This window comes from Paenarthrobacter sp. NPDC090517, from assembly GCF_044769165.1.
In the GTDB taxonomy this organism is placed as follows: domain Bacteria; phylum Actinomycetota; class Actinomycetes; order Actinomycetales; family Micrococcaceae; genus Arthrobacter.
On record NZ_JBIVXN010000002.1, the window covers coordinates 13,113 to 37,344 of the forward strand.

The 24,232-nt window shown below is 62.3% G+C and carries 25 protein-coding genes and 1 tRNA gene; 8 read left to right on the forward strand and 18 right to left on the reverse strand.

Going from position 1 to position 24,232, the window contains the following annotated elements; all coding sequences use genetic code 11:
* Positions 1-19 precede the first annotated feature (19 nt).
* Complete coding sequence (gene glgX / locus ACIQTW_RS08945) at positions 20-2,134, reverse strand: glycogen debranching protein GlgX (protein WP_402936304.1); 2,115 nt, start codon at positions 2,132-2,134, stop codon at positions 20-22.
* A 239-nt stretch (positions 2,135-2,373) separates the two neighbouring features.
* On the opposite strand from glgX, the gene ACIQTW_RS08950 reads away from it, so the two are divergent.
* Positions 2,374-3,183: a carbon-nitrogen hydrolase family protein gene (locus tag ACIQTW_RS08950; protein ID WP_402936306.1), complete on the forward strand. Its 810-nt coding sequence runs from the start codon at positions 2,374-2,376 to the stop codon at positions 3,181-3,183.
* Positions 3,184-3,788: 605 nt separating this feature from the next.
* On the opposite strand, the gene rlmB is transcribed toward ACIQTW_RS08950, so the two are convergent.
* From rlmB to ACIQTW_RS08980, 6 genes are all read right to left on the reverse strand, one after another.
* Positions 3,789-4,781, reverse strand: coding sequence for a 23S rRNA (guanosine(2251)-2'-O)-methyltransferase RlmB (rlmB, locus tag ACIQTW_RS08955; protein ID WP_309076133.1), 993 nt, complete (start codon positions 4,779-4,781; stop codon positions 3,789-3,791).
* Positions 4,782-4,861: 80 nt separating this feature from the next.
* Entirely contained in the window at positions 4,862-6,316 is a 1,455-nt protein-coding gene (gene cysS, locus ACIQTW_RS08960; protein ID WP_402936309.1) for a cysteine--tRNA ligase, read from the reverse strand.
* A gap of 35 nt (positions 6,317-6,351) precedes the next feature.
* Complete coding sequence (locus ACIQTW_RS08965; protein ID WP_402936311.1) at positions 6,352-6,705, reverse strand: hypothetical protein; 354 nt, start codon at positions 6,703-6,705, stop codon at positions 6,352-6,354.
* The gene (gene ispF, locus ACIQTW_RS08970; protein WP_091465487.1) at positions 6,698-7,255 is read right to left on the reverse strand and encodes a 2-C-methyl-D-erythritol 2,4-cyclodiphosphate synthase; all 558 of its coding nucleotides are present in this window, start codon (positions 7,253-7,255) and stop codon (positions 6,698-6,700) included. The genes ACIQTW_RS08965 and ispF overlap by 8 nt, the downstream gene beginning before the upstream one ends.
* Entirely contained in the window at positions 7,255-8,037 is a 783-nt protein-coding gene (gene ispD / locus ACIQTW_RS08975; RefSeq protein ID WP_402936314.1) for a 2-C-methyl-D-erythritol 4-phosphate cytidylyltransferase, read from the reverse strand. Before ispD ends, ispF begins: the two co-directional genes overlap by 1 nt.
* A gap of 111 nt (positions 8,038-8,148) precedes the next feature.
* Positions 8,149-8,631, reverse strand: coding sequence for a CarD family transcriptional regulator (locus tag ACIQTW_RS08980; protein WP_011690592.1), 483 nt, complete (start codon positions 8,629-8,631; stop codon positions 8,149-8,151).
* A gap of 293 nt (positions 8,632-8,924) precedes the next feature.
* On the opposite strand from ACIQTW_RS08980, the gene ACIQTW_RS08985 reads away from it, so the two are divergent.
* The gene (locus ACIQTW_RS08985) at positions 8,925-9,473 is read left to right on the forward strand and encodes a hypothetical protein (RefSeq protein WP_402936956.1); all 549 of its coding nucleotides are present in this window, start codon (positions 8,925-8,927) and stop codon (positions 9,471-9,473) included.
* An 85-nt stretch (positions 9,474-9,558) separates the two neighbouring features.
* Here the strand turns inward: ACIQTW_RS08985 and ACIQTW_RS08990 are convergent, their stop codons facing one another.
* Positions 9,559-10,239, reverse strand: coding sequence for a response regulator transcription factor (locus ACIQTW_RS08990; protein ID WP_020608526.1), 681 nt, complete (start codon positions 10,237-10,239; stop codon positions 9,559-9,561).
* A complete protein-coding gene (locus ACIQTW_RS08995; protein ID WP_402936957.1) occupies positions 10,236-11,513 on the reverse strand; it encodes a sensor histidine kinase in 1,278 nt (425 codons plus the stop codon). Before ACIQTW_RS08995 ends, ACIQTW_RS08990 begins: the two co-directional genes overlap by 4 nt.
* A 199-nt stretch (positions 11,514-11,712) precedes the next feature.
* Here ACIQTW_RS08995 and phoU point away from each other — a divergent pair, with 199 nt between their 5' ends.
* Positions 11,713-12,366, forward strand: a complete 654-nt coding sequence (gene phoU, locus ACIQTW_RS09000) for a phosphate signaling complex protein PhoU (RefSeq protein ID WP_402936317.1) — start codon at positions 11,713-11,715, stop codon at positions 12,364-12,366.
* A 136-nt stretch (positions 12,367-12,502) separates the two neighbouring features.
* On the opposite strand, the gene ACIQTW_RS09005 is transcribed toward phoU, so the two are convergent.
* Positions 12,503-13,249 (reverse strand): phosphoglyceromutase, encoded by a 747-nt coding sequence (locus tag ACIQTW_RS09005; RefSeq protein ID WP_043469799.1) that lies wholly within the window; start codon positions 13,247-13,249, stop codon positions 12,503-12,505.
* A gap of 110 nt (positions 13,250-13,359) precedes the next feature.
* Here ACIQTW_RS09005 and ACIQTW_RS09010 point away from each other — a divergent pair, with 110 nt between their 5' ends.
* The gene (locus ACIQTW_RS09010; protein WP_402936319.1) at positions 13,360-14,181 is read left to right on the forward strand and encodes a class I SAM-dependent methyltransferase; all 822 of its coding nucleotides are present in this window, start codon (positions 13,360-13,362) and stop codon (positions 14,179-14,181) included.
* A 22-nt stretch (positions 14,182-14,203) separates the two neighbouring features.
* Here the strand turns inward: ACIQTW_RS09010 and ACIQTW_RS09015 are convergent, their stop codons facing one another.
* A complete protein-coding gene (locus ACIQTW_RS09015; protein ID WP_402936321.1) occupies positions 14,204-14,545 on the reverse strand; it encodes a DUF2516 family protein in 342 nt (113 codons plus the stop codon).
* A 10-nt stretch (positions 14,546-14,555) separates the two neighbouring features.
* Positions 14,556-15,740 (reverse strand): trans-sulfuration enzyme family protein, encoded by a 1,185-nt coding sequence (locus ACIQTW_RS09020; RefSeq protein ID WP_402936323.1) that lies wholly within the window; start codon positions 15,738-15,740, stop codon positions 14,556-14,558.
* 73 nt (positions 15,741-15,813) lie between these two features.
* Between ACIQTW_RS09020 and tmk the strand changes: the two genes are divergently transcribed.
* Genes tmk through ACIQTW_RS09035 form a run of 3 tightly spaced genes read left to right on the forward strand, consistent with a single transcriptional unit; the run spans position 15,814 to position 19,336 of the window.
* A complete protein-coding gene (gene tmk, locus ACIQTW_RS09025; RefSeq protein ID WP_402936325.1) occupies positions 15,814-16,512 on the forward strand; it encodes a dTMP kinase in 699 nt (232 codons plus the stop codon).
* The gene (locus ACIQTW_RS09030) at positions 16,509-17,660 is read left to right on the forward strand and encodes a DNA polymerase III subunit delta' (RefSeq protein WP_402936327.1); all 1,152 of its coding nucleotides are present in this window, start codon (positions 16,509-16,511) and stop codon (positions 17,658-17,660) included. The genes tmk and ACIQTW_RS09030 overlap by 4 nt, the downstream gene beginning before the upstream one ends.
* Before the next feature lie 8 nt (positions 17,661-17,668).
* The gene (locus ACIQTW_RS09035) at positions 17,669-19,336 is read left to right on the forward strand and encodes an alpha/beta hydrolase (RefSeq protein ID WP_402936329.1); all 1,668 of its coding nucleotides are present in this window, start codon (positions 17,669-17,671) and stop codon (positions 19,334-19,336) included.
* Here the strand turns inward: ACIQTW_RS09035 and ACIQTW_RS09040 are convergent.
* Positions 19,333-20,064: an HAD family hydrolase gene (locus ACIQTW_RS09040; protein WP_402936958.1), complete on the reverse strand. Its 732-nt coding sequence runs from the start codon at positions 20,062-20,064 to the stop codon at positions 19,333-19,335. The two genes, ACIQTW_RS09035 and ACIQTW_RS09040, sit on opposite strands and share 4 nt — an antisense overlap.
* Before the next feature lie 249 nt (positions 20,065-20,313).
* Here ACIQTW_RS09040 and ACIQTW_RS09045 point away from each other — a divergent pair.
* Positions 20,314-20,386: transfer RNA gene (locus ACIQTW_RS09045), tRNA-Thr, on the forward strand.
* Positions 20,387-20,513: 127 nt separating this feature from the next.
* On the opposite strand, the gene ACIQTW_RS09050 is transcribed toward ACIQTW_RS09045, so the two are convergent.
* The 5 genes from ACIQTW_RS09050 to ACIQTW_RS09070 all read right to left on the reverse strand — a co-directional run bounded on the left by ACIQTW_RS09050 (position 20,514) and on the right by ACIQTW_RS09070 (position 24,218).
* Entirely contained in the window at positions 20,514-21,683 is a 1,170-nt protein-coding gene (locus ACIQTW_RS09050; RefSeq protein ID WP_402936331.1) for a DUF6226 family protein, read from the reverse strand.
* 171 nt (positions 21,684-21,854) lie between these two features.
* Positions 21,855-22,694 carry an aldo/keto reductase gene (locus ACIQTW_RS09055; RefSeq protein ID WP_402936333.1) on the reverse strand — a complete coding sequence of 280 codons (840 nt, stop codon included), beginning with the start codon at positions 22,692-22,694 and terminating at the stop codon, positions 21,855-21,857.
* A gap of 138 nt (positions 22,695-22,832) precedes the next feature.
* A complete protein-coding gene (locus ACIQTW_RS09060; RefSeq protein ID WP_402936335.1) occupies positions 22,833-23,273 on the reverse strand; it encodes a hypothetical protein in 441 nt (146 codons plus the stop codon).
* An 8-nt stretch (positions 23,274-23,281) separates the two neighbouring features.
* Positions 23,282-23,935 carry a bacterial proteasome activator family protein gene (locus tag ACIQTW_RS09065; RefSeq protein WP_402936337.1) on the reverse strand — a complete coding sequence of 218 codons (654 nt, stop codon included), beginning with the start codon at positions 23,933-23,935 and terminating at the stop codon, positions 23,282-23,284.
* Between the two features lie 91 nt (positions 23,936-24,026).
* Positions 24,027-24,218 carry a YbdD/YjiX family protein gene (locus tag ACIQTW_RS09070; RefSeq protein WP_402936339.1) on the reverse strand — a complete coding sequence of 64 codons (192 nt, stop codon included), beginning with the start codon at positions 24,216-24,218 and terminating at the stop codon, positions 24,027-24,029.
* Positions 24,219-24,232: the final 14 nt, after the last annotated feature.

The window sequence follows — 24,232 nt, forward strand, 5'->3', positions numbered from 1 at the left end:
CCCCTCAATGGTTGGTTGGCTACGTGCGGTAGATGTTGATGGTGTTGGCTTGCAGGATATCCCGCTCGCCCGAGGCCACCAACGCGCCTTTCCGACGGTCGTGCAACACCGAAGTTGTGAAGCGGAGTTCAAACATTCGCTTTCCGATGCCCGACTCGCTCAGGATCTCCGGCAAGACCATTTTGACGTCCTGATTGCTGCCGTTCACCGAGATCAAGCCACGGATCTCACTGTCCTCGTGACCCATGAGCAGCTGGACCGAGCGGACGTTGGGATCATTCCAGCGCGCCGGAGTCATCTTCTTACCCTTATCGTCAAACCACTGAAGGCTCGAGTCGTTGGCCTGCCCGGGGAAGCTTTCAGGTTGATGACGCAGGAACCAGCGTCGGAGTCGGACCAGTTCACGGGTAGTCCTGAACATGGCGTTCGCTTCCTGCGTCCGGCTCCAGTCCAGCCATGCCGTGGGGTTGTCCTGGCAGTAGGCGTTGTTGTTGCCTTGCTGCGTACGCCCGATTTCGTCACCGGCCGTGATCATGGGAACGCCAATGGACAGCAGCAGCGTCGCCATGAGGTTGCGGATGGACAGCGCACGGGCAGCCACGATGGCCTCGTTCTCGCTCCGACCCTCGAAACCATGGTTGTAGCTTCGGTTGTCGCCGTGTCCGTCACGGTTTTGCTCGCCGTTGGCCTCGTTGTGCTTGCGGTCGTAGCTGACCAAGTCCTTGAGGGTGAAACCATCGTGGGCGGTGATGAAGTTGACGCTGGCCAGGCGGGTGCGGCCGGATGATGCGAAGAGATTGGCAGAGCCCGCCATGAGCTCAGCCAAGGATGCCACCGAGCCACCTTGGCCACCAGCCTCAATGGCAGCCCTGTCGGACAGCCAGAAGCTTCGGACACCATCGCGGAAGTGGTCATTCCAGTCGGACCATCCCTGCGGGAAACGGCCGGTCTGCCAGCCACCGTAGCCAACATCCCAAGGTTCGGCGATCAGCTTGACCTCAGAGAGCACCGGGTCCTCGGCGATGGCCTGCAAGAAGGGGTGCTGGGGATCGAAAGTGTTGCCGGCATCCCGGCACAGTGTCACGGCGAGGTCGAAGCGGAAACCGTCCACATGGAAGTCGTTTACCCAGTACCGCAGGGAATCCAGCGCCAGGTCCACCACTACGGGATCACTGAAATCCAAGGTGTTGCCGCATCCGGTGGTATCCAGGTAGCGCCCGTGAGCATCGTGCCGGTAGTAACGCTTCTCTGCCAGTCCGCGGAAACTCAGCGGGGGTCCGTCAGGCCCCGCCTCGGCGGTGTGGTTGTACACCACGTCCAGGATGACCTCGATCCCCGCCGCATGGAGCAGTTTGATCATCCCCTTGAGCTCATCCTGCACCGCGTGGGGGCCAGCATTCTGCGCCGCTTCCGTTGCGTAGGCCGAATGTGGGGCGAAGAAGGCTGCTGTGTTGTAGCCCCAGTAGTTGGTCATGCCCAGGTCCTGGAGGTGCGACTCATCCAAGTGGAAATGGATGGGGAGCAACTGGACAGCAGTGATGCCGAGTTCAGTCAGGTGCTGGATCATCACAGGGTGCGCCATCCCCGCGTACGTTCCACGAAGGTGCTCCGGGATGTCCGGGTGGAGCATCGTCTGGCCACGGACGTGTGCCTCATAAATCACCGAAGTGCGCATAGGCGTTCGCGGCGCATGATCATCGCCCCAATCAAACCCTGTCTCCACGAGGACGCTTGTGAGGAACTCGCCCCGCTGGTCCACGGCGCGGCCGTAGGGATCGAGCAGCAGCGGCTGGTCGCCGTCGTCGTCCAGGTCCAAAGCGGGGATGGACAGAGGGAGGCCGCCTTCGCTGGGGGCAGCTCGGAAACCATAGCGGGTGCCCGGCGGCATGCCGTCCACAAGGCCAAAGTGAACGCCGTCCTGCACATTGGACAGAATACGCGCGCGCCAAGGTTCGCCTGGGGCTTGGAACACCACCTCCACCCGTTTCAGGTCAGGAGCGAAAACGGCTACGTTCACCGAATGGTTCTGTGTGGTTTCGGCGTCGAAAACTCCGGGCTGGGGCGTGCTCAGTCCGAGGGGCCTGGGCTGGGACGCATCCAGGGCAGCTTCTGTGTCAAAAATAGGCATAACCATTGCTTGCAAGTTTAGTTCCACGCCAAGTATGTACCGTGCGGGCCTGCCATGTGACGACGTTCAGCGTCGCGATTTCATTACTTGCCCGAAGATGGCGGGATTTCATCCGCCGCTCACGTGCTGCAATACTGCATCCGCGCTGTCCGCCTTTGAGCTGGTTGGCATCGATTGTGTCGCGTTCTACTGCCCCGTCCCAGTCCGCTTGGCATACTGGGACGGAGACAACTGGAGGTTTTATCGTGCGCGTGGCACTTGCCCAAGTCATCACCGGCCGGGATCTGGCCGAGAACCTGCGGCTCCTGGAGGAGTACGCCCGCCGGGCCAAGGACGGCGGAGCCGAGCTGGTGGTCTTCCCCGAGGCGATGATGCGCGCGTTTGGAAACTCGCTACTGGACATCGCCGAACCACTGGATGGGCCGTGGGCGAGCCGGGTGCGCTCCCTCGCTGACGAACTTCAGCTGGTGATCGTGGCTGGTATGTTCACGCCGGGCACTCTCTCTGATTCGGGATCCCCGCGCGTGCGCAACACGCTTCTCGCCACCGGACCCGGCGTGGACACAAGCTACGACAAAATACACCTTTTCGACGCGTTCGGCTTCGCGGAATCGGACACCGTTGAGGCGGGTACAGATCCGGTGACGTTCGACGTCGGTGGCCTCACCTTTGGTTTGGCCACCTGCTACGACATCCGTTTCCCTGCCCTGTTCACGGCCAACGCACAGCGTGGAGCCATTGTGAATATCGTTTCTGCCTCGTGGGGATCCGGTCCGGGCAAAGCCGAGCAGTGGCAACTCCTGGCCCGAGCCCGCGCAGTGGACACCACCACGTTCGTGCTTGCCTGCGGCCAGGGCGATCCCGCCACTCAGGGCGTTGAGGTCAAAGGCACAGCGCCCACCGGAGTCGGGTACTCCGCCGTCGTATCCCCGTTCGGTCAGGTGTTGGAAGCCCTCGAAGGCGAACCGGGTGTCATTTTCTACAATCTCGACCCCGCAGCTGTGGAAGAAGCCCGCGCCAAGCTCCCAGTGCTGGCCAACCGCCGCGACTTCTAACCCTCTCTCACACCCCTAGCCCTTCCCACCAACGCTCGCTCACATCCCTAGCCCTTCCCAAGGTGCGGTCGTATGGTTTTCCGGGATAGCTTGAGGGGAAATTGCGCTTCGGACGAACACGCCCAGAAGAAAATACGGTGCCGCGTTTCGTGAGAAAAGGTCGGCGCCTTCTTTGCCGTCAAGCAAAAGTAGAGGGCTTCTATGAGTTCAACTAAGCGGAGAAGGCCAACCAGTCCGGGGGCCGCCGTGCCGGCGTTGAAGGTCTCCGGCAGAGCATCGGCCGCAAGCCCGCGGGATGTGAGCGAGCGTTCAGCTCAAGCCCGCGGGATGTGAGCGAGCGTTCAGCGCAAGCCCGCGGGATGTGAGAGAACGTCCGGTCCAAATCCGCGGGACGTGAGCGAGCGTTAGGCGCAAGCCCGCGGGACGTGAGAGACCGTCCGGTCCAAACCCGCGGGACGTGAGCGAGCGTTCAGCTCAAACCCGCGGGACGTGAGAGAGCGTTAGGCGCAAGCACGCGGGATGTGAGAGAGCGTGCAACTCAGGCACGCAAAAGGCGCCGCAAGCACCATCCGAGGAGGATGGCGCTTGCGGCGCCTTAGCGAGAACTACTTGGCGGCGCGCTGCCTCGACACTTCGTACAGCGAGATTCCGACGGCCATGGATGCGTTGAGCGACTCCATGGCGGAGTCGATCGGAATCGAGACGATCTGGTCGCAGTTCTCGCGGACCAGCCTGCTGAGGCCCTTGCCTTCGGAACCGACCACGATGCAGACGGGTTCGGTGGCAACGGTGAGGTCGGGCAGCGAGACGTCGCCGTCGCCGTCCAGGCCAAGGACATAAATGCCCATGTTCTTGAACTGCTTGAGCGCGTTGTTGAGGTTCGCAGCACGGGCAACGGGGACGCGCACGGCGGCGCCGGCACTGGTCTTCCATGCGGATGCTGTGACGCCGACGGAGCGACGCTCGGGGACGATGACGCCGTGGCCGCTGAAGGCGGATACGGAGCGGATGATCGCGCCGAGGTTGCGGGGGTCAGTGATGCCGTCCAGGGCAACGAAGATGGGGGCGTTGGAGATGTGCCCCTTCTTCCACTTGGCGAGGGTTTCCTCGGCGAGGTCGTAAGCGTCCTCGTATTCGTAGGGCGGGATCTGCAGAACGAGGCCCTGGTGGACGGCGTCCTCTGTCATGCGGTCCAGCTCAGCCTTGCCGGTTTCGAGCAGCGGGATGCCACGCTCGGCCGCGAGTTTGAGGGATTCCTTGACGCGGTCGTCCATCTCAATGCGGATGGCGACGTGCAGGGCCTTGGCCGGAATGCCGGCGCGGAGCGCTTCCACCACCGAGTTACGGCCCGTCACCAGTTCTTCAGTGGCACGGCCCTTGGGACCGGAGCGGGCGCCTGCGCCACCGGGACGGGTGCCCGTTCCGCGCTTGGCAGCCGAGCGCTCAGCCAGCTGCTTGTTCTTGTATGCCTTGTGGTAGGTGCGTTCCTCCGCCTTGGGCGTGGGACCCTTGCCCTCCAGGGCCTTGCGGCCGTGGCCACCGGTTCCGGTGGTGGGGCCCTTCTTCTGTTTGACCGACCGGCGACCATTGTTGGCCATGAGATTCCATCCTTGATTTTGTGAGTAAGTCTGGAATCAAGTCTACTGACCCGATGCAATTCGGCCGCCGCGCCGGTTTGTCAGTCGCGTTTGAGGCTCCAGCTGGCGCCATCCGCACCATCTTCGACGACGACGCCGGCCGCGGCGAGTGTGTCGCGGATAGCATCGGATGCTGCCCAGTCCTTGTTGGCCCTGGCCGCGGCACGGGCTTCGAGTTGAGCTTCGATCAGCACTTCCAGAGCGGCATGCTCGCGTCCTTGTACAGCTTCCGGACGTTTCACCGAATCCAGGCCAAGAACTTCGGTCATGGAGAGCACGCTGTAGAGCGCAGTCTTCGCACTCTCCAAGTCGCCGGAAGCCAAAGCAGTATTTCCTGCCCGCACGGTTTCGTGCAGCACGCCGAGGGCCTGGGGCACGTTGAGGTCGTCATCCATGGCCGCGATGAAAGCAGCGGGCATGTTGGCTTGCGGGGAAACGTCCGAGGCGTCCGTACCCACCTTGGCGGATGCCTTGTGAATGAAACCGTCAATGCGCTCGACGGCGGCTGCAGCCTCCTGCAGCGAGGTAGGCCGGTAGTCCAGGATGGAGCGGTAGTGTGCCTGGCCGAGGTAATACCGAACCACGCGCGGTGAGGCGAGCTCCAGCATTTCGGCCGGGCTCACGGTGTTCCCGATGGACTTGGACATCTTTTCGCCCTCGTACGTGACCATGCCGTTGTGCATCCAGAAGTTGGCGAACTCGTCGCCGGCAGCCTGGGACTGCGCCATCTCGTTCTCGTGGTGCGGGAAGCGAAGATCCAGTCCGCCACCGTGGATATCAAACCGCGGGCCCAAATACTTGGTGACCATGGCTGAGCACTCGAGGTGCCATCCGGGACGGCCGGCACCCCAAGGGGACTCCCACTTGGCGGTGACTGGTTCGCCGTCTTTGAAACCCTTCCACAGCGCGAAGTCGCGGGGATCGCGCTTGCCTCGGGGGTCGGCGTCGGGCGCTCCCTGCATGTCATCGATGTTCTGCCGCGTCAGCGAGCCGTACTTGCTCCAGGAACGGACGTCGAAGTAGACGTCGCCGGAATCGTCCAGTGCGGGGTAGGCATGGCCTCGATCGATGAGGCGCTGGATGAGCGCGTGCATTTCCGGGATGTGGCCGGTGGCACGAGGTTCATAAGTGGGCCGTTGGACGCCGAGGGATTCGTAGGCGTTCTCGAACTCCTGCTCGTAGCGGTAGGCCAAGGCCCACCACTCTTCGGCTTGGCGCGCCGACGGTTCAGCGTCCCAGTCCGGACCGAACGACTGCGCGGACTTGGCCAGGATCTTGTCGTCGATGTCCGTGACGTTGCGCACCACCGTAACCCGGAGGCCGCGGAATTCCAGCCAGCGAGTCAGTTGGTCGAAGGCGATGGCCGACCTGACGTGGCCCACGTGAGGCATTCCTTGGACGGTGGCCCCGCAGTAGTACACGCTGGCCTTGCCGTCTTCGAGGGGAACGAAGTCGCGGACTTCGGCGGAGGCGGTGTCATAGAAGCGCAGGGTCACCGCTCCAGATTAGCCGATGACGCGGCATGACCTGCCTACTTGCAGTATTCGCCGATCTTGTTGAACTGCACCTTGAGCTTCTCCTGCTGGTCCTGGGTGGCCGCGCCGAGGGACGACGACGCCGCGTCGTCCATGATCGCAGCCATCTCTTTGATGGGGTTGCCGATCTCCGGAGCGAGTTTGCCTGCGATCTGGTGATAGTGCTCTGCGATTTGCTTGGACTGCTGCTGCTGATTGCCGTCGGGCTTGAACGTGTCGTTGTTCAGGAACTCGCAGCTGGCTGTCACGTCCATCGTTTGGGTCCCGCTGCAGCCGCTCAGCAGGAGCGATGCAGCCAAGCCTGCGGACACCATAGCGGAACGCACGACGCCGGCACGTGGCTTAACCATGTGGCGCACCTTTTGCGGGACCGGGCTCCGTTGCCGTCGTCTCGTGTCCGGAGACCGGGTACACCAGGGCCGTGGCAACAGCGGAGATACCTTCGCCGCGACCGGTGAAGCCGAGGCCGTCGCTTGTGGTTGCCGTGACACTGATCGGCGCGCCGGCAGCTTCGCTCAGGACCCTCTGGGACTCTTCCCGGCGCGGACCGAATTTGGGACGGTTGGCCACGAACTGCACTGCCACGTTGCCGATCTCGAATCCGGCCGCGCGCACAATGCGTGCCGCTTCGCCAAGGAGCTTGACCCCTGAGGCACCTGCGAACTCGGGGCGGTCAGTGCCGAAGTGGGTGCCCAGGTCACCAATGCCGCACGCGGAAAAGAGTGCGTCGGCAGCGGCGTGAGCAACGCAATCGCCGTCGGAATGCCCTGAAAGCCCCTGTTCGCCTTCCCAGAAAAGCCCGCCCAACCACAGCGGTTGCGGGTCATCTTCTGCCGCAAATGCGTGGACATCGATACCAACGCCCGTGCGGGGAAGCACCATGTTCTGGTTAGGAGTCATCAGCCTTCCACCCAACGAATTCCCAGCGGCCCTTCCAGCAATCCCTCGGCAATGATGAGATCCAAGGGCGTGGTGATCTTCAGCGACTGGCTGGCCCCGCGAACAGCGTGGACCGGAACGCCGAGGAGCTCAACCAGCATGGCGTCGTCGGTGACAGCTGCGGACTGCTTGTCGTCGAAAAGTTCAGCGGCTTTGTGTGCTTTTCGCAGCACGGCCAGTTCGAAACCTTGCGGAGTCTGCACGGCGCGCAGCTGCTCCCGAGGGGCTGTTCCCGTGACAACTTCCGGGGCGATGGAGGAGTCCGAGCCGTTCGTTTCGGCGACGGTCTTGATGGTGTCCACCACAGGCATGGTGGGAATGACGGCCTTCGCGCCTGAAGCCAGGGCATCGGCGACGCGCTGGAAAACCCGCTCGGGGGTAAGGGCACGTGCGGCGTCGTGGACCAGGACCAGTTCGGTTCCGTCCTCCAAAGCAGCCATGGCGGCTCGGACGGAATCCGCGCGGGAGGAACCGCCGTCGACAACTGAAATTTCGGGGCCGCCGTCCACCAGGTCAATGGTGAACTCGGAAATCGACTCACGCAGGGCCGTGTCCCCCTTGGGTACGGCGACGCAAATCTGGCGCGCAACATCAGAGGCAACCACCCCACGGAGGGCATGCATCAGAATGGTTTCACCACCCAGCGGAACCTGGGCTTTGGGCATGCCGTAGCCGAGTCGTTCACCGGAGCCGGCAGCAACCACGATCACGGCCGTGACGGCGCGCTTGGAAGGAATACTCATGCGCCCAAGGTTACTTGGAAAGTACTTGAAGATACTTGATGACCAAGCACGTCCGGCTGTATTTAGGCAAAAAGAAACCCGGCGGCGCTTTCGCACCACCGGGCTCAATTCTTAGGAAGCCAAGACCTCGTCGAGAACGCTTGCAGCCTTCTCTTCGTCTGTCTTCTCAGCCAGGGCCAGTTCTGAAATCAGAATCTGCCGCGCCTTGGCCAGCATCCGCTTCTCACCTGCGGAAAGGCCGCGATCGTGATCACGACGCCAAAGATCGCGAACGACCTCTGCCACCTTGATGACATCGCCTGAAGCAAGCTTCTCCAGGTTCGCCTTGTAACGACGTGACCAGTTGGTAGGCTCTTCAGTGAACTCGGCGCGGAGAACGTCAAACACGTGCTCCAAACCTTCTTTGCCCACTACGTCCCGGACCCCAACAAGGTCAACATTCTCTGCTGGAACTTCAATGGTCAGATCACCCTGAGCCACCTTGAGCTTGAGATACATCTTCTCTTCGCCCTTGATGGTGCGCATCTTGATTTCCTCAATTTTTGCTGCACCGTGGTGAGGGTAAACTACTGTCTCGCCGACCTCAAAAACCATGTGGACTTTCCCCTTTCCCGCAGATTAGTCTATCACGATTAAGGCATACGACTGGCATCGGACAGGGCCTTCTGCCGCGCCAATAAAGGGAATGAGGCCTTAAACGACTTCCTCCAAGGTCTTGACGTATTCCGGTAAAGATGCTTCGAGCAAGGAACGTGCGAGCAAGTTCTCCTACGTTAACGGCGCCACATAGCCTTCCCGAATCCATATTTCCGGGGGTTTGCCGATAGGCTATGGCTGAAAAGTGTTCCAATGACTCTTGAGGAGTAGGTGTCGTGCGCAATACTGCGATGAACCCTGTCCAGCGCGGCAAGCTGGCAATTGCGGCGGCTGCAATCGGCGTCGGTCTTCTGTCCGTCACCGGCTGCGGATTCGTCAACGCCCAGCAGACTACCCACCAGTACTCGGCATCGGACGGGATCAAAGCTGATCTCGGTCCCCTGCAGTTGCGCAACATCCTGATTGTTGCCTCGGGCGAGAACGAGCCCGGCCGCGTTATCGGCGCCGTTTTCAACACCTCAGCCACCGACGCCACCCTCACCGTGAGTGGCGCCAACGGCGCCCAGACCGAAATCCCGGTCAAGGCCAATGGGGAGACGTTCCTGAATGACACCGCCGATGCGGCGATCCTCAGCACCGCGGGCGTCATCCCCGGTGGTCTGGTGCCGATCACCGTCCGCAGCGGTTCCGACTCAGCTACCGTCAACGTTCCGGTGCTTGACGGCACACTGCCCGAGTACGCCAAGTACCTGCCCACCACGCCGACCCCGACAGCAACGCCGACGTCGACGTCGACGTCTACGGCTACGTCGTCGGAGGCTCCGGCCGCCGGCCACTAGGCACGCTCAAACAACCTTGCAGCAAAAGGAAGGGTCCCGCCTCGGCGGGACCCTTCCTTGTTGTCTTACGTGAGTCTGCCGACCTTTACGGCTCGAACTTGTAACCCAGTCCGCGCACTGTCACCAGGTAACGCGGTGCTGACGGATCGGGCTCGATCTTGCTGCGAAGCCGCTTCACGTGGACATCGAGGGTCTTGGTGTCCCCCACATAGTCCGAACCCCAGACACGGTCAATCAATTGACCACGCGTCAACACCCGGCCTGAGTTGCGGAGCAGCATCTCCAGCAGCTCGAACTCCTTGAGCGGCAGCGAAACCTGCTCACCGTTGACGCTCACCACGTGGCGTTCGATGTCCATGCGGACAGGACCGGCCTGCACAGTGGACGTAATAAGTTCCTCCGGCTCACCCTGCCGGCGCAGCACCGCACGGACGCGGGCCACGAGCTCCCGGGAAGAATAGGGCTTGGTGACATAGTCATCCGCGCCCAACTCCAAGCCAACAACCTTGTCGATTTCCGAGTCCTTGGCCGTCAGCATGATGACGGGAACACTGGAGCGCTGGCGAAGTTGTCGGCATACTTCGGTGCCCGGTGTTCCCGGCAATTGCAGGTCCAAAAGGACGAGGTCGGCACCGTTCCGGTCGAATTCCACCAAGGCGTCGCTGCCGTTGTCTACTACCTCGACGTCAAAACCCTCTTTGCCCAGGAGATAGGACAGGGGGTCGCTGAAGGACTCTTCGTCCTCCACTATCAAAATCCGGCTCAAGCGCTGGCTCCTTGCTCTTGGGCGCCACTGGCGCCCCCTTGATGATTCACGTGATGGGGTTGTTGAATCGCGTGATGAGGCTCGACGGCGGCAGTAGCCGCCGGATGTTCGGAAGAGGCGGCCGCAGCGGAAGCCGGAAGGCCGGCGTCGTCGTCCTGGCCTTCCATTTCAGGCAGGCGGATGGTGAAGGTGGACCCTTGGCCCGGCTGGGACCACACGGTCACCTCGCCACCATGGTTGGACACGACGTGCTTGACGATGCTGAGCCCCAGGCCAGTGCCACCGGTGTGCCGGGATCGTGCCGCGTCGACGCGATAGAACCGCTCGAACACACGCTCTTGGTCCTCGGGGGTCAGTCCCTCACCTTGGTCCGTGACGGAGATGGCGACGACGCCCTCCCGGGTTCGGATGCCGACACCTACACGCGTGTTTTCCGGTGAATAGCGAATTGCGTTGTCGATCAGGTTGCGGAGGGCCGTCACCAGGAGGTCGCGGTCGCCGAAAACCAGCGACTCAGAGTGCCCGCCCACCACGATCTGGATATTCTTGCTCTCAGCCGGCAGCTGCGAGCGGTCCACGGCCTCGGTGATCACCGTATTGATATCCACCGCGTGACCTTGCTGGGCAACGTTGGCGCCCTGCAAGCGGGAAAGTTCGATGATGTCCTGGACCAAGGCCGCCAGCCGGCCGGACTCCTTGTGCATACGCTTGGCGAACCTGCGCACGGCTTCCTCGTCATCAGGCGACGCTTCCAAGGCCTCGGCCAGGAGCGAGATGGCGCCGACGGGTGTCTTGAGTTCGTGGGACACGTTGGCCACGAAGTCGTTGCGGATCTCCTCGGTGCGGGTGATCTCAGTGCGGTCGTCGGCCAGGAGCACGATGTATTCCCAACCGAGCATGGCCGCCCGGACCTGAACCACAATGGTGCCTTTGCCCAGCGGACCACGCGGGAGTTCGTACTGTTCCTCCAGGATCACACCGTCCCGGCGAACCTTGGCGGTCATGTCCAGGAGTTGCTTGTGGACTACCGTGTGGCCACGCACCAGGCCATACGCATACGCTGCCGGACTCGCACGGACTACGCCGTCGATGGCGTCCACCACGACAAAGGCGCGCCCGACGACGGCAAGTACTTCCGCCGCGCCCTCAGGAAGCAGGGGCTCAGTTACGTCCAGGTCCACGATGCTGCGTTGCCGCTCGCTGATCCTGAACGCGAGCATGCCAAAGACGCCCAACGACAGGCCTACGAGACCTGCGACGACACCTATGAGCAATGGATCCACGTGTCCAGCTTATGCTGTGAAAACACGGGCAAGCAGTGATCCGGCGCCAAACGCCGACGGTTCAACTAACGTTCATCTAAAGGAGCCGAACAGTTCACTGGCCCCTGACACAGTTACTGGTTGGACTGTCAATGGTTTTGAAATCCGACCCCCATCATGGGAACAGGATTTCCAAGGAAAGGACGCCTTAGTGCGCAAGGTTTTTCAGGAGGAGCTCACCCAGGTAGGTGACGACCTCATCGAGATCTCCAAGCTGGTTCACGAAGCGATCACGAAGGCTACTACGTCCTTCGAAGGCGCCGACGTGGATCTTGCCCAGGACGTCATCGCGGCAGATGCCCGGATCGACTTCCTGCAGAACAGCCTCGACGAGCGCGCCATCGACATCCTTGCCCTGCAGGGTCCTGTCGCCAGCGACCTCCGCATGATTGTGGGATCGCTGCGTATGAGTGCGTCGCTGGAGCGCATGGGAGACCTGGCCCGCCACGTTGCCCAGCTGGCGCGCCTGCGCTACCCGGCCACCGTGATCCCCGCTTCGCTGACCCAGACCTTCAAGGCCATGGCCCAGCACGACATCGAGATCACCGCCAAGGTCATCCAACTGCTGGAGACCCGCGATCTTGAGGTAGCCCGCGACATCCTCAAGATCAACATCGCCGTGGACGACCTCCACCTCAGCGTCTTCAAGGCCATCGCTTCCCCCGAGTGGAATGAAACTCCTTCCACCACTGTGGACGTCGCGTTGGCCAGCCGCTACTTCGAGCGCTTCGCCGACCACGGCGTCTCTGTCGCCCGTAAAGTCACCTACCTGGTGACGGGCGAATGGCAGCCTGAAGGCTTCTAGCCCTGAATTAACTACGACGGCGGCCGGTCACCTAAGGTGACCGGCCGCCTTCGTTTAACTGCGGCGCAGCGCGTTCTTCGGCCGGAATGCGTCTAAGGGAGGAACGACCGAGCATCCGGCGAAGAATCGCGAAGCCCTATTTTTTGCCCTGATTGGCCACTGCGAGGATGGCCTGTGCTGCTGCGTCAGGGTCCAGGTACGTTCCACCCGGGTTGATGGGCTGGAAGTCCTCATCCAGTTCATAAACCAGCGGGATGCCCGTGGGGATGTTCAACCCGGCGATGGCGTCGTCGCTGATGCCGTCCAAGTGCTTCACGAGGGCACGCAGGGAGTTGCCGTGGGCGGTGACCAGGACGGTCTTGCCGGCCTTGAGGTCTTCCTTGATGTCCGATTCCCAGTAAGGGAGCAGGCGGACCAGGACGTCCTTGAGGCATTCGGTGCGCGGCAGTGCGTCGCCGAGGTCCTTGTAGCGAACGTCATGTGCCTGCGAGAATTCGCTGTCGTCGGACAGGGGCGGCGGCGGGGTGTCGTAGCTGCGGCGCCACTCCATGAACTGCTCTTCGCCGAATTCGGCAAGGGTCTGGGCCTTGTCCTTGCCCTGCAGGGCGCCGTAATGGCGCTCGTTCAGGCGCCAGTCGCGCTTGACGGGGATCCAGCCGCGGTCGGCCTTGTCCAAGGCCATGTTGGCGGTGTTGATGGCACGCTTCAGGAGCGAGGTGTAGAGGACGTCCGGGAGGATCTCGTTCTCAACCAGGAGCTCTCCACCGCGCACTGCTTCTTCGCGGCCTTGATCGTTCAGGTCAACGTCCACCCAACCGGTGAACAGGTTCTTGGCGTTCCATTCGCTGTGGCCATGGCGCAGCAGAATCAGCTTGTAAGTCATGGTTTTCATCCTAGCCGAGCAGTTACGTGCCCTGCCCGGCGTTACGTCCGGCAACGAATCCGTGGATAGATACAGCCAGGGACAAAGCAGGCAGGGATAAAGTGGGGGCCGTGGTGCAAAAAGCGGAACGGGTGGGCTCTCCCCGAAGTCGGGGCGGCAAGCCGGTTGGCAACATCACTCGCGGCACCACGAATCCCAATCGCATGCGCCGCTTGGACCGCTGGTTGGCGGGACCCCAAGCGTGGCGGCTGCGCGCCGCCGTCGACCCCCTTGTTGTGGACCTTGGCTATGGCGCCTCGCCGACCACCGCCGTCGAGCTGTTCGAACGGCTGCAGGCCGTGCGGCCGGATGTCCGGGTCTGCGGAGTCGAGATTGAACCGGACCGCGTACGGACTGCCAAGTCTCTGGAGCGGCCCGGGCTGAGCTTCCATATAGGCGGCTTCGAAGTCCCCGTACCCGGTGACCCGGTGTTGGTGCGGGCCTTCAACGTGCTGCGGCAATATGAGGAAGCGGACGTCGCCGGGATTTGGCGGTTGGTGCAGTCACGGCTGGCACCGGGCGGCCTGTTCATTGATGGCACTTGTGATGAAATCGGCCGGCGCGTCACGTGGGTGGCGTTGGATAAAGAACGTCCTTTGAGCCTGAGTTTCTCCGTGCGGTTCGGCAGTTTCGAGCTGCCTTCCGAGGTGGCGGAGCGGCTGCCCAAAGCCCTGATCCACAGGAATGTGCCGGCCGAACCGATCCACGCGTTCCTACAGGCCATGGATAAGGCGTGGCTGGAAGCGGCACCCTTGGCGTCGTTCGGAAACCGGCAGCGCTGGACGGGTATGTGCCGTTCACTGCGCGACGCCGGATGGCCGCTCCAAGATGGTCCGGCCCGGTGGCGCTTGGGTGAAGTGACGGTAGCGTGGGACGCCGTAGCGCCCCGCTAAGGCCAATTTACCAATAGCGCCTTTACCAGGGACCGTATGGACCGACATTTCGGTTGCCGCCACTGCCGGCCTCACGCACGGCAGGACGGACATCGGCAAGGTAGACGCAAGCAGCGGTGACGGCAGCAATGCCGAACAACCCCAGGCCGCTGCCGCCGGTGAGGACGGTCAGGACGCCGATCGCCAGCGCCACGCCAGTGAGCGCAAGCCAAAAAGTCTTGGTGCGCTTGGAGGCCGCCACGAAGAGCGTCGGCTTATGGCGCAGGCAGTCCGCGAAGGCCCACAGTTCCAAGGCAAGGGCAACCAGGCCAAGGATGAAGTACACCGCGTTGGTGACAATCGCGATCAAGAATTTTCCGTCCACGCTCTCCAGCCTAACCGTCCAGCGACTTCAGCGCTTGCTCAAGGTCGGACCAGAGGTCTTCCACGTTCTCGATCCCGACACTCAACCGGACCAGATTCTCCGGAACGCTGAGCGGCTCAGCCGTGTGCCGGCGTCGGCGTTCAATCAGCGACTCGACCCCACCGAGGGACGTCGCCGGAAGCCAAAGCTGTAATGCGCGGACCAATTCGTCTGCGGCATCGGCACCGCTGCGTTGTTCGTCGCCGGCGATTTGGATGCAGAGGATGGAACCGAAACCCTTCATCTGCTCCTTTGCGCGTTGATGGCCCGGATCCGTGGGGAGGCCGGGGAACCGGATGGCTTCCACGCGAGGGTGGCTGTTGAGGCGTTCAGCGAGGGTTGATGCAGAGGCTTGGGAACGTTCGATCCGCAGCGCCAAGGTACGGAGGCCGCGCAGTGCCAGCCAGGCTTCAAAGGGGCCGGCGATACCGCCGTGGATGATCCGGTGGTGAAGCAGGGTGGCGCGCAGTTCCGGGTTGGATGTCACCAACGCGCCAAGGACAACGTCCGAATGCCCGGCCAGGTACTTGGTCACTGAGTGAAGCACGACGTCGGAACCCAGGCTGAGGGGCTGCTGCACCAAGGGCGTGGAGAAGGTATTGTCCGTGACCACGATTGCGCCCACTGCGTGTGCGGCCTCAGTGAGCGCGCGGACGTCGGCGATGCCGAGCATCGGGTTGGTGGGACTTTCCAGCCAGAGCAGGTCCGCGTTCTTGCCGTTTTCAGGGCTGATGAGCGCCTTCACCGCGTCCGTATCCGTGATGTCCACGGTGCGAAGTTCAAGGAAACCCTTCTCCGCCAATTCAGTGGCCATCACCAGGGAACCTGCGTAACTGTGCGACGGCATCACCACCACACCGCCAGCGGGAACCAGCGACAACGCGGAGCTGACAGCTGCCAGGCCGGAGGCATAGAGCAGGCCCGGCAGGGTGGCGCCTTCAAGTTTGGCCAGCGCGTCCTCGAAAGGGTCCCAAGTAGGGTTCGCGTAGCGTCCGTAGCCGCGGTCGCCGTCGCCCAATGAACCCGTTCCGAAGTATGTGGAGGACAGGACGATTGGAGGATTCACCGGCTCGTCGTGAGCGCGGTCGGGGCGACCGGCCGCAACGACAACGGTTTCCGGTGACAAATCGGCGGCGTGCTGATCGGAAAGGCTCATGGTTTCAGCGTAGTCGTGGGCAATGCTGTGGATAAAAGGCGTCTCGTATGCCGGTGATCGGTAGGCTAGTCCAGTGAGTATTAAGAGCCCAGGCCTTTTCATCGCCTTCGAAGGCGGAGACGGAGCGGGCAAGTCCACGCAGGCAGCCCGGCTCTCGGACGCCCTCGAGTCACGGGGCCTTTCCGTGCTGCGCACCCGCGAGCCAGGCGGCACCCCCATCGGCGAGAAACTGCGTTCCCTGGTCCTGGACCACGGGCACGGCACCATCGATCCCCGCACCGAAGCCCTCATGTTCGCAGCCGCCCGCGCGGCCCATGCCAGCCAGGTGATTCGTCCCGCCTTAGCCGACGGAACCGTTGTCATTACGGACCGCTACATCGATTCGTCCGTCGCCTATCAGGGTGCCGGCCGCGGCCTCGGTGCCGAGGGCGTTTTGTCACTCAACGAATGGGCCACCGAAGGCCTGCATCCGGACCTGACGGTACTGCTCGACGTCGACCCCTCCGATGGTCGCCAACGCCGCACCGCAGGGGACGCCACCGAGGACAGGCTGGAGTCTGAGCCTGACGACTTCCATTCCGCCATACGGCACGCGTTCCTGGACCTTGCAGCAGCTGCACCGTCCAGTTATCTGGTGCTGCCCGCCAATGCCGACATTGAAACGTTGGCCGCCCGGATTTTGGAGCGGGTGGAGTCGCTGCTCGTTGACAACGGCGTGCCTGCTAATTCCGCGTCGCTGGAAAGCGAAACCATTTCGGGCGACCGCCCGTGAGCGTCTGGGACGACCTCCAAGGGCAAGCACCCGTGGTTGCCCAACTCAAGCAGGCTGCGCAAGGTGAGACCGGACTTACCCATGCATGGCTGTTCACCGGCCCGCCGGGATCCGGCCGTTCGAACGCTGCCAAGGCCTTCGCCGCCGCGTTGAACTGCGAGCAGGACGACGTCACCATGCGTGGCTGCGGCGACTGCGCGGCATGCCACACGATCCTCGGTGAGACGCACTCAGATGTGACGTTCGTGCGCACCGAAAAGGTCACCATCACCATCGACGAAGCCCGCGAACTCGTGTCCAAAGCAGGCGACCGGCCAGCCACCGGACGGTGGCGGATCATCGTTGTGGAGGACGCTGACCGCATGGCCGAGCGCACCACCAACGTTCTGCTGAAAGCCATCGAGGAACCCACCCCCAGGACTATCTGGATGCTGTGCGCGCCCTCCCCCGCCGACGTCCTGGTCACCATCCGTTCGCGATGCCGTCCCGTGAGCCTGCGACTGCCGCCAGCTTCCGACGTCGCTGACCTTTTGGTGAGGCGCGACGGCGTCGAACGCCAACTCGCGGACCGTGCGGCGCGTGCAGCGCAAAGCCATATAGGAATTGCCCGGCGCTTGGCCCGGGACCCCGATGCGCGGCAACGTCGGCTGGATACCGTTCGTATCCCGCTTGGCCTGCGAGGCGTCACCGCTGCCGTAATGATGGCCGAAAAGTTGGTCAAGATTGCCACCGAAGAAGCCAACAGCTCCAACGACGAACGCGACGCCGCGGAGAAGATCGCGCTCCTGGCGAGCCTGGGCGCTCCCGAATCCGGCACGCTCCCGCCCTCCATGCGTAGCCAGGTCAAGCAACTTGAGGACGACCAGAAGCGGCGCGCCAAGCGCTCCATTACTGACTCGTTGGACCGCACGCTGACGGATCTGCTGTCCTTCTACAGGGATGTCCTCATCATCCAATTGGGGAACGCAGTGGAACTGGTCAACGTTGAACTCAAGAGCGAACTGGAAGAATACGCGGGCCATTCAACGCCGGAAACCACCCTGGCCCGGATGGACGCCATCAACAAAGCCCGTGTCCGAATCACCACCACCAACGTGGCGCCGCTGTTGGCGGTCGAGTCCATGGCCACCAGCCTCATCCAGCAATAGGAGAATGCATGAAGTCCGCACCCCGCCGGTCCGCCGGTACCCCTTCAAGGGACCGGTCTGCCCAGCTTGATGCGGGTGGTGATGCGGCAAGCCGGGGTGTCGCAGGGCGCGGCGCTGCAGGGCGGGGTTTCTCAGGGCGAGGATCCCGCCGCGGGTTTGCGGCACTATGCGTTGCCCTTGCTTCCATGCTGGTACTGAGCGCCTGCACCATTCCGTTCCTGCCAACCCCAACGGCCAAGCCATCCACCAGTACAGTGGATCCTTCAATCGCTGCCTCGGCTCCTGAAGGCTTGGAAAAGTTTTACTCGCAGTCGGTGGAGTGGAGTTCATGCGAGGACGGCTACCACTGCGGCAAGGTTCAGGTGCCTAAGGACTACGCTAATCCGGGGTCCGGGGACATCACGCTTTCCGTCATCAAGTTGCCCAGCACCGGCAACAAACAGGGGTCAATCCTGGTGAACCCCGGCGGACCCGGTGGCTCCGGCGTCGATTTCATCAAGGACGCCGGCAACACCCACTTCACCGAGAAGCTGCGGGCCAACTACGATGTGGTCGGTTTTGATCCCCGGGGCGTGGGCCGCTCCGCTCCTGTTACTTGCATGACGGACGCCGAACGTGATGCCGCCCGCGAAAAGGTATTCCGCAAGAACACCGATGAAGGACTGGCTGCCGCACTCGCCTTCAACAAAGCGTTCGCTGAGCAGTGCGCCCAGCAGACCGGAGACGTCCTGGGCCACATCGATACCGTGAGCGCCGCCAAGGACCTGGACATCCTGCGCGCCGTCGCGAACGATGCCAAGCTCAACTACTTGGGCTTCTCCTACGGCACGTTCCTTGGATCCACCTATGCTTCGCTCTTCCCGGACAACGTTGGCCGCGTGGTCCTTGACGGCGCCGTGGACCCAGCAATCAGCAACGAGGAACTAACAGCCGGCCAGGCACGCGCCTTCGAAAAGGCCCTCCGCACTTATGTGGCCAGCTGCCAGGGACAACAACAGTGTCCCCTGAGCGGATCCGTGGACAACGGTGTGCAGGAAATCCGTGACCTCATCAACGCCGTTGACCAGAATCCCCAGACCGCCAAGGACGGCCGACTGGTGACGTCCAACGACTTCGTCAACGGCCTCATCCTGCCCCTCTACAACGACCAAAGCTGGCCGGCCCTTACCCAGGCCCTTGAGAGCGCCTTCTCCGGTGACGTCTCGCAGATGATGCGGCTTGCGGACCTCGGTGCAGACCGCGAACCCAACGGCACATACAGCTCCAACTCCGCTTTCGCGTTCCAGGCCATCAACTGTCTGGACTACCCGATGGTTACCGACACTGCCGGTATGCGGGCCGAGGAAGTCCGTCTCTTGCAGGACTCCCCCACGTTCGGTGCGTTCTTCGCCTACGGAGGCGTCACCTGCAAGGACTGGCCCTACCCCAGCACCCGCACACCGGCACCCGTGGAATACAACGGTTCTGCGCCCATTGTGGTGGTGGGTACCACCGGCGATCCCGCCACCCCGCTCGAGTGGTCCCAGTCGCTGCGCAAGCAACTTGAGAACGCTTCGCTCGTCACGTGGGAAGGTGAGGGGCACACAGCCTACGGCCGCGCGAACTCGTGCGTCAGCACCGCCGTCGACGACTATTTCGTAGATGGAAAGCTGCCGCAGGACGGCCTCAAATGCTAGAGATGCCGGGCTTCCCGCTTCTCCACCAGGAGCGGGAGCTGCTTGATGGAATCCACGACGACGGTAGCTCCGGCCGCGCGTAGCGTCGCCTCCGAGTGGGAGCCGGTGAGGACGCCCGCCACGAGGGATGCTCCGGAACGCACGCCCGAAAGCATGTCCGAACTGGTATCGCCCACCACTGCCACCTCCCTCACGTCATCGAGGTCCAGGGCGAGCACGGCAGTCAGGATCATGTCCGGGTAGGGACGTCCACGCCCGGCATCGGCAGGGCAGAGGCTAAGGTCCGCCAGGCCCATCCACCCGAGCGATTCCAGCACCATGTTTTGTGTGTGGCGGCCGAATCCCGTGGCCAGGCAAATCTGCATGCCGGACTCACGCATCCACAGAATGGCGTCTTCCGCCCCGGCAATGGCGCGTACACCGCCGTCTTCAATGAGCTCGTCATAGGTGTTTTCGAAAACTTTGTTGGCGCTTTCGGCCACAGCTGGATCCTCGAAGAGGTGGCTGAAGACTGTCATTTTCGAGAAGCCCATGGTGTTCCGGGCATAGCCGAGCATGCTCTCGAACCGGCTGGTACCTGGTTCGATACCGTGCTCCACAAGTGCCTTGGACATGGCCCGTTCTGTGCGGCCATCATCGGTGATGGTGGTGCCCACCATGTCCACAACGGCGAGCTTCAGCCGGTTCGGTGTATGGCTGGCGCCCCCGGTCAATTCGTCCCCGGTCATTGCATCACCTGTCATGGAGCGGCTCCTTCGGCTTGTTATTCGACTTCGCTTGTGTGCATGGCGGATAGATCCCACCACAGTTGATTCCCCAGCTTCCGGCTGCCGGGAAACCACCGCCTGAACCCGGTCCGACGAGTGGGTGAACATCCCCGCAACGACCGCCACCGCCCCTCGTTTTGACCCGGGTACGGTGCCTCTATTACAGTTATGTCTTGCGTGATCGCCCGGGAAACCGGTGATGAACGCGGTGCTTCCTTAGCTCAGTCGGTAGAGCGTTTCACTCGTAATGAAAAGGTCATCAGTTCGATTCTGATAGGAAGCTCAGAGAGAAAGCCCCGCTGGTTCGCCGAACCAGCGGGGCTTTTTTGCTGCCTTTCAGCCCACGGGGAGAATCCCGATGAACCACAGTGAGCCCGCGGCGAAGACCACAACGGCGGTTGCGGATCAGGTCAGTCGCGGGCACCCCGGGTCTTCCTTGGCGGCCATGGCCGCCAGCCATCCTGGACAGCTTTCAGTTGTTCCTCCGCGGCCGCGAGTTTTTCCGGTATGGATCCCCGGGGGCCCTTTCCGCTGCGGCGCCCGGATCCGTCAGCAGCAAAGAGCGCGTATTCAGCCCACCGTTCACGTCCTACCGGGTAGCGTTCGCCAAACCCGCCTGCTGCAACGCCAAGGGTCAGCTCCTCCAGGCGGGACGCTTCACTCTCAGCCGTTTCATCGCAAGCGTCACAGCCGCAGATGGGAAACGGAAAGTCGTGCAGCACACCCGCACGGACCACTACGCCCGGGAAACTGGTCCAGACGAAGGTCAATGGCGCCGCGAGCGGGTCGCGCGGTGTCACGCGCGCGACGTCGATCACCTCGCCAGTGTTCGTGGAGACATCCATCGCGTGGGCGGGATCCAAGCTGACGTCGACGTCGTAAATTCTCGTCAGATAGTCGATCAGCGCCCGGGCTACCTTGTGGAGACCTTCAAAGCGTTCCACATGAGTCTCCACGCTGTAGGAGTCCTCCGGAGGGCTATCCGCACCCCACCGATTCCCGTAATGGACCACGTGGCCGTCAACCTCGTGATACTCGGGCAATGGCAGTTCCGGCCGCTCATAAGGTTCATGGGCCTGGACCACAGGAAAGGGCCGCAATTCCGGAAGCGCAGATTCGTCCGGCTCGTCAGTTGACCACTCCCCAAGACGGGTGACCAGTCCGGCCACCACGGCGTCGTCAACTTCCGCCAACCCGTCAAACAGGCGATCCACTGTGATCTGCATATCCCGGGTCCCTACTTCGCGGGATCCGTCCGCCATGACCCTCCAGTGCGATTCCGGGCGCATTGACACAATGACGTTCCCCACGAATATGGTGGCCGCATCGCGTAGCTTGGGGTCGCCCAAGATGTCATCGATGTTGGCTCTCAGGAAGGCGAGCAGCTTGACTACGTCGGTAGCAAGCTCCCCTGCGGGAACGCCGCTGTTTTCGCAGAACACCACAAACGGCGAGTATCCCGCAAGGTGCTTGACCGGCGCCTCTTTCTCCGTGGCTGGCTCGTAAAGCGCAGCCTTGCTTGTCAGTTGTGCAGGAAGCCCGGATGCAGACCCGTCAAAAAGACCTACAATTTCCCCCATGGGCCCATCCTAGGGCGACCCCATTTTTTGGAACCGGAATGCGGGATCAAGTTCTCCGGCTCCTGCGCCATCAGGCCGGAGCCTGGCCGCCGAGGCGAGTGGCGTCGTCGAGCGTTAACGGCAGGTGCCCCGCCCCCAGGGGGACGGGGCACCGCGATAAAGCTCGGGGGGTTAGGCGAAGTCGGAGACTGCCGGGTCCGGTCCAATGCGGCCTTCAGCACCGCGATCCAGGCCATTGATGGCCTCGACGTCGGTGGCGTCCAGCGTGACGTTGAGAGCTGCGAAGTTCTCTTGGATGCGGGACTCAGTGACGGACTTAGGGATTACCACGTTGCCGATAGCCAGGTGCCAGGCGATGATGACCTGGGCCGGAGTGGCATCATGCTTGGCGGCGATCTCAGCCACGGTAGCGCTTTCGAGGAGTTCGCCACCCTGGCCCAGCGGGGACCATGCCTGCGTCAGGATGCCCTTGGAAGCATTGAACTCACGAAGGTCAGCCTGGTTGAAGAACGGGTGCAGCTCAACCTGGTTGATGGCCGGAACAACGCCGGTTTCATCGATGATGTGCTGCAGGCCTTCCTTGGTGAAGTTGGAGACGCCGATGGACTTGACCCGGCCGCGCTTCTTGAGCTCGATGAGGGCCTTCCAGGTGTCCACGTACTTTTCCTGCTTGGGCTGCTGCCAGTGGATCAAATACAGGTCCAGCGTTTCGAGGCCTAGACGGTCCATGGACTCCTCGAAGGCAGTGAGTGTGGATTCGTAGCCCTGGTCGGCGTTCCACAGTTTGGTGGTGATGAAGATTTCCTCGGCGGAGAGACCGGAGGAAGCAATGGCACGGCCGACGCCTGCCTCGTTGCCGTAGATCTTGGCGGTATCGATGTGGCGGAACCCGGCTTCGAAAGCCTGGCGGACTACCTTTTCGGCTACATCGTCTTCAACTTGCCACACCCCGTAGCCGAGCTGGGGGATGGTGTTGCCGTCGTTGAAAGTAAGTGTTGGTGACGAAGTCATGTTTGCCATCCTGCCAGCACACGGTCCCCAAAAGCGCCGAATGTTACGCAGATCAGCTATGCGCTTAACTTCTTGCATGCAAGGAATAAAGGCGTACGCGGGTAGTTGCCAACGCGCCGCATTTAGTTCAACCGGGGTTCAGGCGGCGAGTTGGCGCTCCGCGTCAGCAACCTGTTCAAAGACCGACTCAGCCCGCCGCCGAACCGACAAAGCACCCACTGGGACGGGTCCGACAGCCAACCTCAACATGGCCGCAGCCTCTGCCGTGGTAGCGAGGGAATTTCCTGCTTTGGACAAAGCCCGGTGCACACCGGCAAGTCCTCCCGGGACGTCCAAGCCGTCGCTGGGAGACCTTTTCTGTGCTTCAACGCAGATGGTCCTGACCCGGGGCGACAATTCGGCGAGCTCGTTGGCTATTTGCACGAGCTCGTTGTAGAGCTGCTCATCATCTACGCCCTCAAGGACCTGGTGGTATCGATCCAGTCCCCGGTGAAAACGGTCATGGGCACGGCGCCACAGCCCCTTGCCAAGCTCCAGATCGTCCTTCCGCCCTTGCCTGACGGCCCCAAAGAAACCCACCCGGGAACTCAGAGGTACTGACCCGGACCGTGGTCGGGGTCTTCCCTGCGGCCTTGCGCGGCAGCGCCGGGCGCACCGGGGGCAGCCGCCCGTTGGGGCTGTCCGTTTTCACCAATGATGATGCCCGGTGCAATCACCGTTCCCGGCGGGAGCTGACGGAGCTGCATCTGTGCGGCCGCGTGCTCTTTGGCAGCCTGTTGAGCGGCGATCGCGGCCTGGATGCCATGGAACAAACCCTCCAACCAGCCAACGAGTTGTGCCTGCGCAATGCGAAGCTCCGCATCGGAAGGCGCCTTCTCGTCGGGGAAAGGCAAGCTGATTCGTTCCAGCTCCTCAATAAGTTCCGGAGCCAACCCGTCTTCGAGTTCCTTAATGGAGCGCTCATGAATCTCCGCAAGGCGGCCGCGTGCAGCGTCGTCCAAAGGTGCGGCCTTCACCTCTTCAAGGAGCTGCCGGACCATGGTGCCGATCCTCATGACCTTGGCCGGCTCATCAACGAGTTCGTGAAGGTTACCTCCCTTGGGTTTGGCATCCTTCGCCACCTCTTCCGCCAAAGGTTGCTGTGCCCCGGGCTTCTCAAGGCCCTCGTCCAGCGTGGTTCCCTCCACGGGGGTGTCGTCCGAAGCCTCATCCGTGGGCTGAATGTTGTTCAGATCGCTCATTCGTTCATACTCTCACGTGCTTCAAGGGAACCCCTGTCCAAGCCTTGGTTTTGGACTTCGTTCGTAGCGAAACTTCGTCCCGAACGCCGACTCAGCAGCATCTGCCTTGCGGGTTGCTGTCCTGCCGGTCCATCCGGTCCCGCCAAAACTCACGTTCAGTCATGGCAGGACCGGAATGGGCCGTAGTTTCAAAATGCTCCAAGTACTTCTGGTACGCGTCCGCCCCCATGAGCGAGCCCATGTAGGTGGCGAAACCCCGAAGGCCTTTAACGACCGGGTTCATCAGTGCTGGCCTTC

Bases quoted from the DNA above. Each gene is read 5' to 3' on its own strand.
- glgX (WP_402936304.1), bottom strand. From the start codon at position 2,134: ATGGTTATGCCTATTTTTGACACAGAAGCTGCCCTGGATGCGTCCCAG.
- ACIQTW_RS09070 (WP_402936339.1), bottom strand. From the start codon at position 24,218: ATGAACCCGGTCGTTAAAGGCCTTCGGGGTTTCGCCACCTACATGGGC.
- ACIQTW_RS09020 (WP_402936323.1), bottom strand. From the start codon at position 15,740: ATGAGCCTTTCCGATCAGCACGCCGCCGATTTGTCACCGGAAACCGTT.
- ACIQTW_RS08980 (WP_011690592.1), bottom strand. From the start codon at position 8,631: ATGGTTTTTGAGGTCGGCGAGACAGTAGTTTACCCTCACCACGGTGCA.
- ispD (WP_402936314.1), bottom strand. From the start codon at position 8,037: ATGAGTATTCCTTCCAAGCGCGCCGTCACGGCCGTGATCGTGGTTGCT.
- ACIQTW_RS09050 (WP_402936331.1), bottom strand. From the start codon at position 21,683: ATGGGGGAAATTGTAGGTCTTTTTGACGGGTCTGCATCCGGGCTTCCT.
- ACIQTW_RS09040 (WP_402936958.1), bottom strand. From the start codon at position 20,064: ATGACCGGGGACGAATTGACCGGGGGCGCCAGCCATACACCGAACCGG.
- rlmB (WP_309076133.1), bottom strand. From the start codon at position 4,781: ATGGCCAACAATGGTCGCCGGTCGGTCAAACAGAAGAAGGGCCCCACC.
- ACIQTW_RS09005 (WP_043469799.1), bottom strand. From the start codon at position 13,249: ATGACTTACAAGCTGATTCTGCTGCGCCATGGCCACAGCGAATGGAAC.
- ispF (WP_091465487.1), bottom strand. From the start codon at position 7,255: ATGACTCCTAACCAGAACATGGTGCTTCCCCGCACGGGCGTTGGTATC.
- ACIQTW_RS08985 (WP_402936956.1), top strand. From the start codon at position 8,925: ATGAACCCTGTCCAGCGCGGCAAGCTGGCAATTGCGGCGGCTGCAATC.
- ACIQTW_RS08965 (WP_402936311.1), bottom strand. From the start codon at position 6,705: ATGGTTAAGCCACGTGCCGGCGTCGTGCGTTCCGCTATGGTGTCCGCA.
- ACIQTW_RS09055 (WP_402936333.1), bottom strand. From the start codon at position 22,694: ATGACTTCGTCACCAACACTTACTTTCAACGACGGCAACACCATCCCC.
- ACIQTW_RS09035 (WP_402936329.1), top strand. From the start codon at position 17,669: ATGAAGTCCGCACCCCGCCGGTCCGCCGGTACCCCTTCAAGGGACCGG.
- ACIQTW_RS09065 (WP_402936337.1), bottom strand. From the start codon at position 23,935: ATGAGCGATCTGAACAACATTCAGCCCACGGATGAGGCTTCGGACGAC.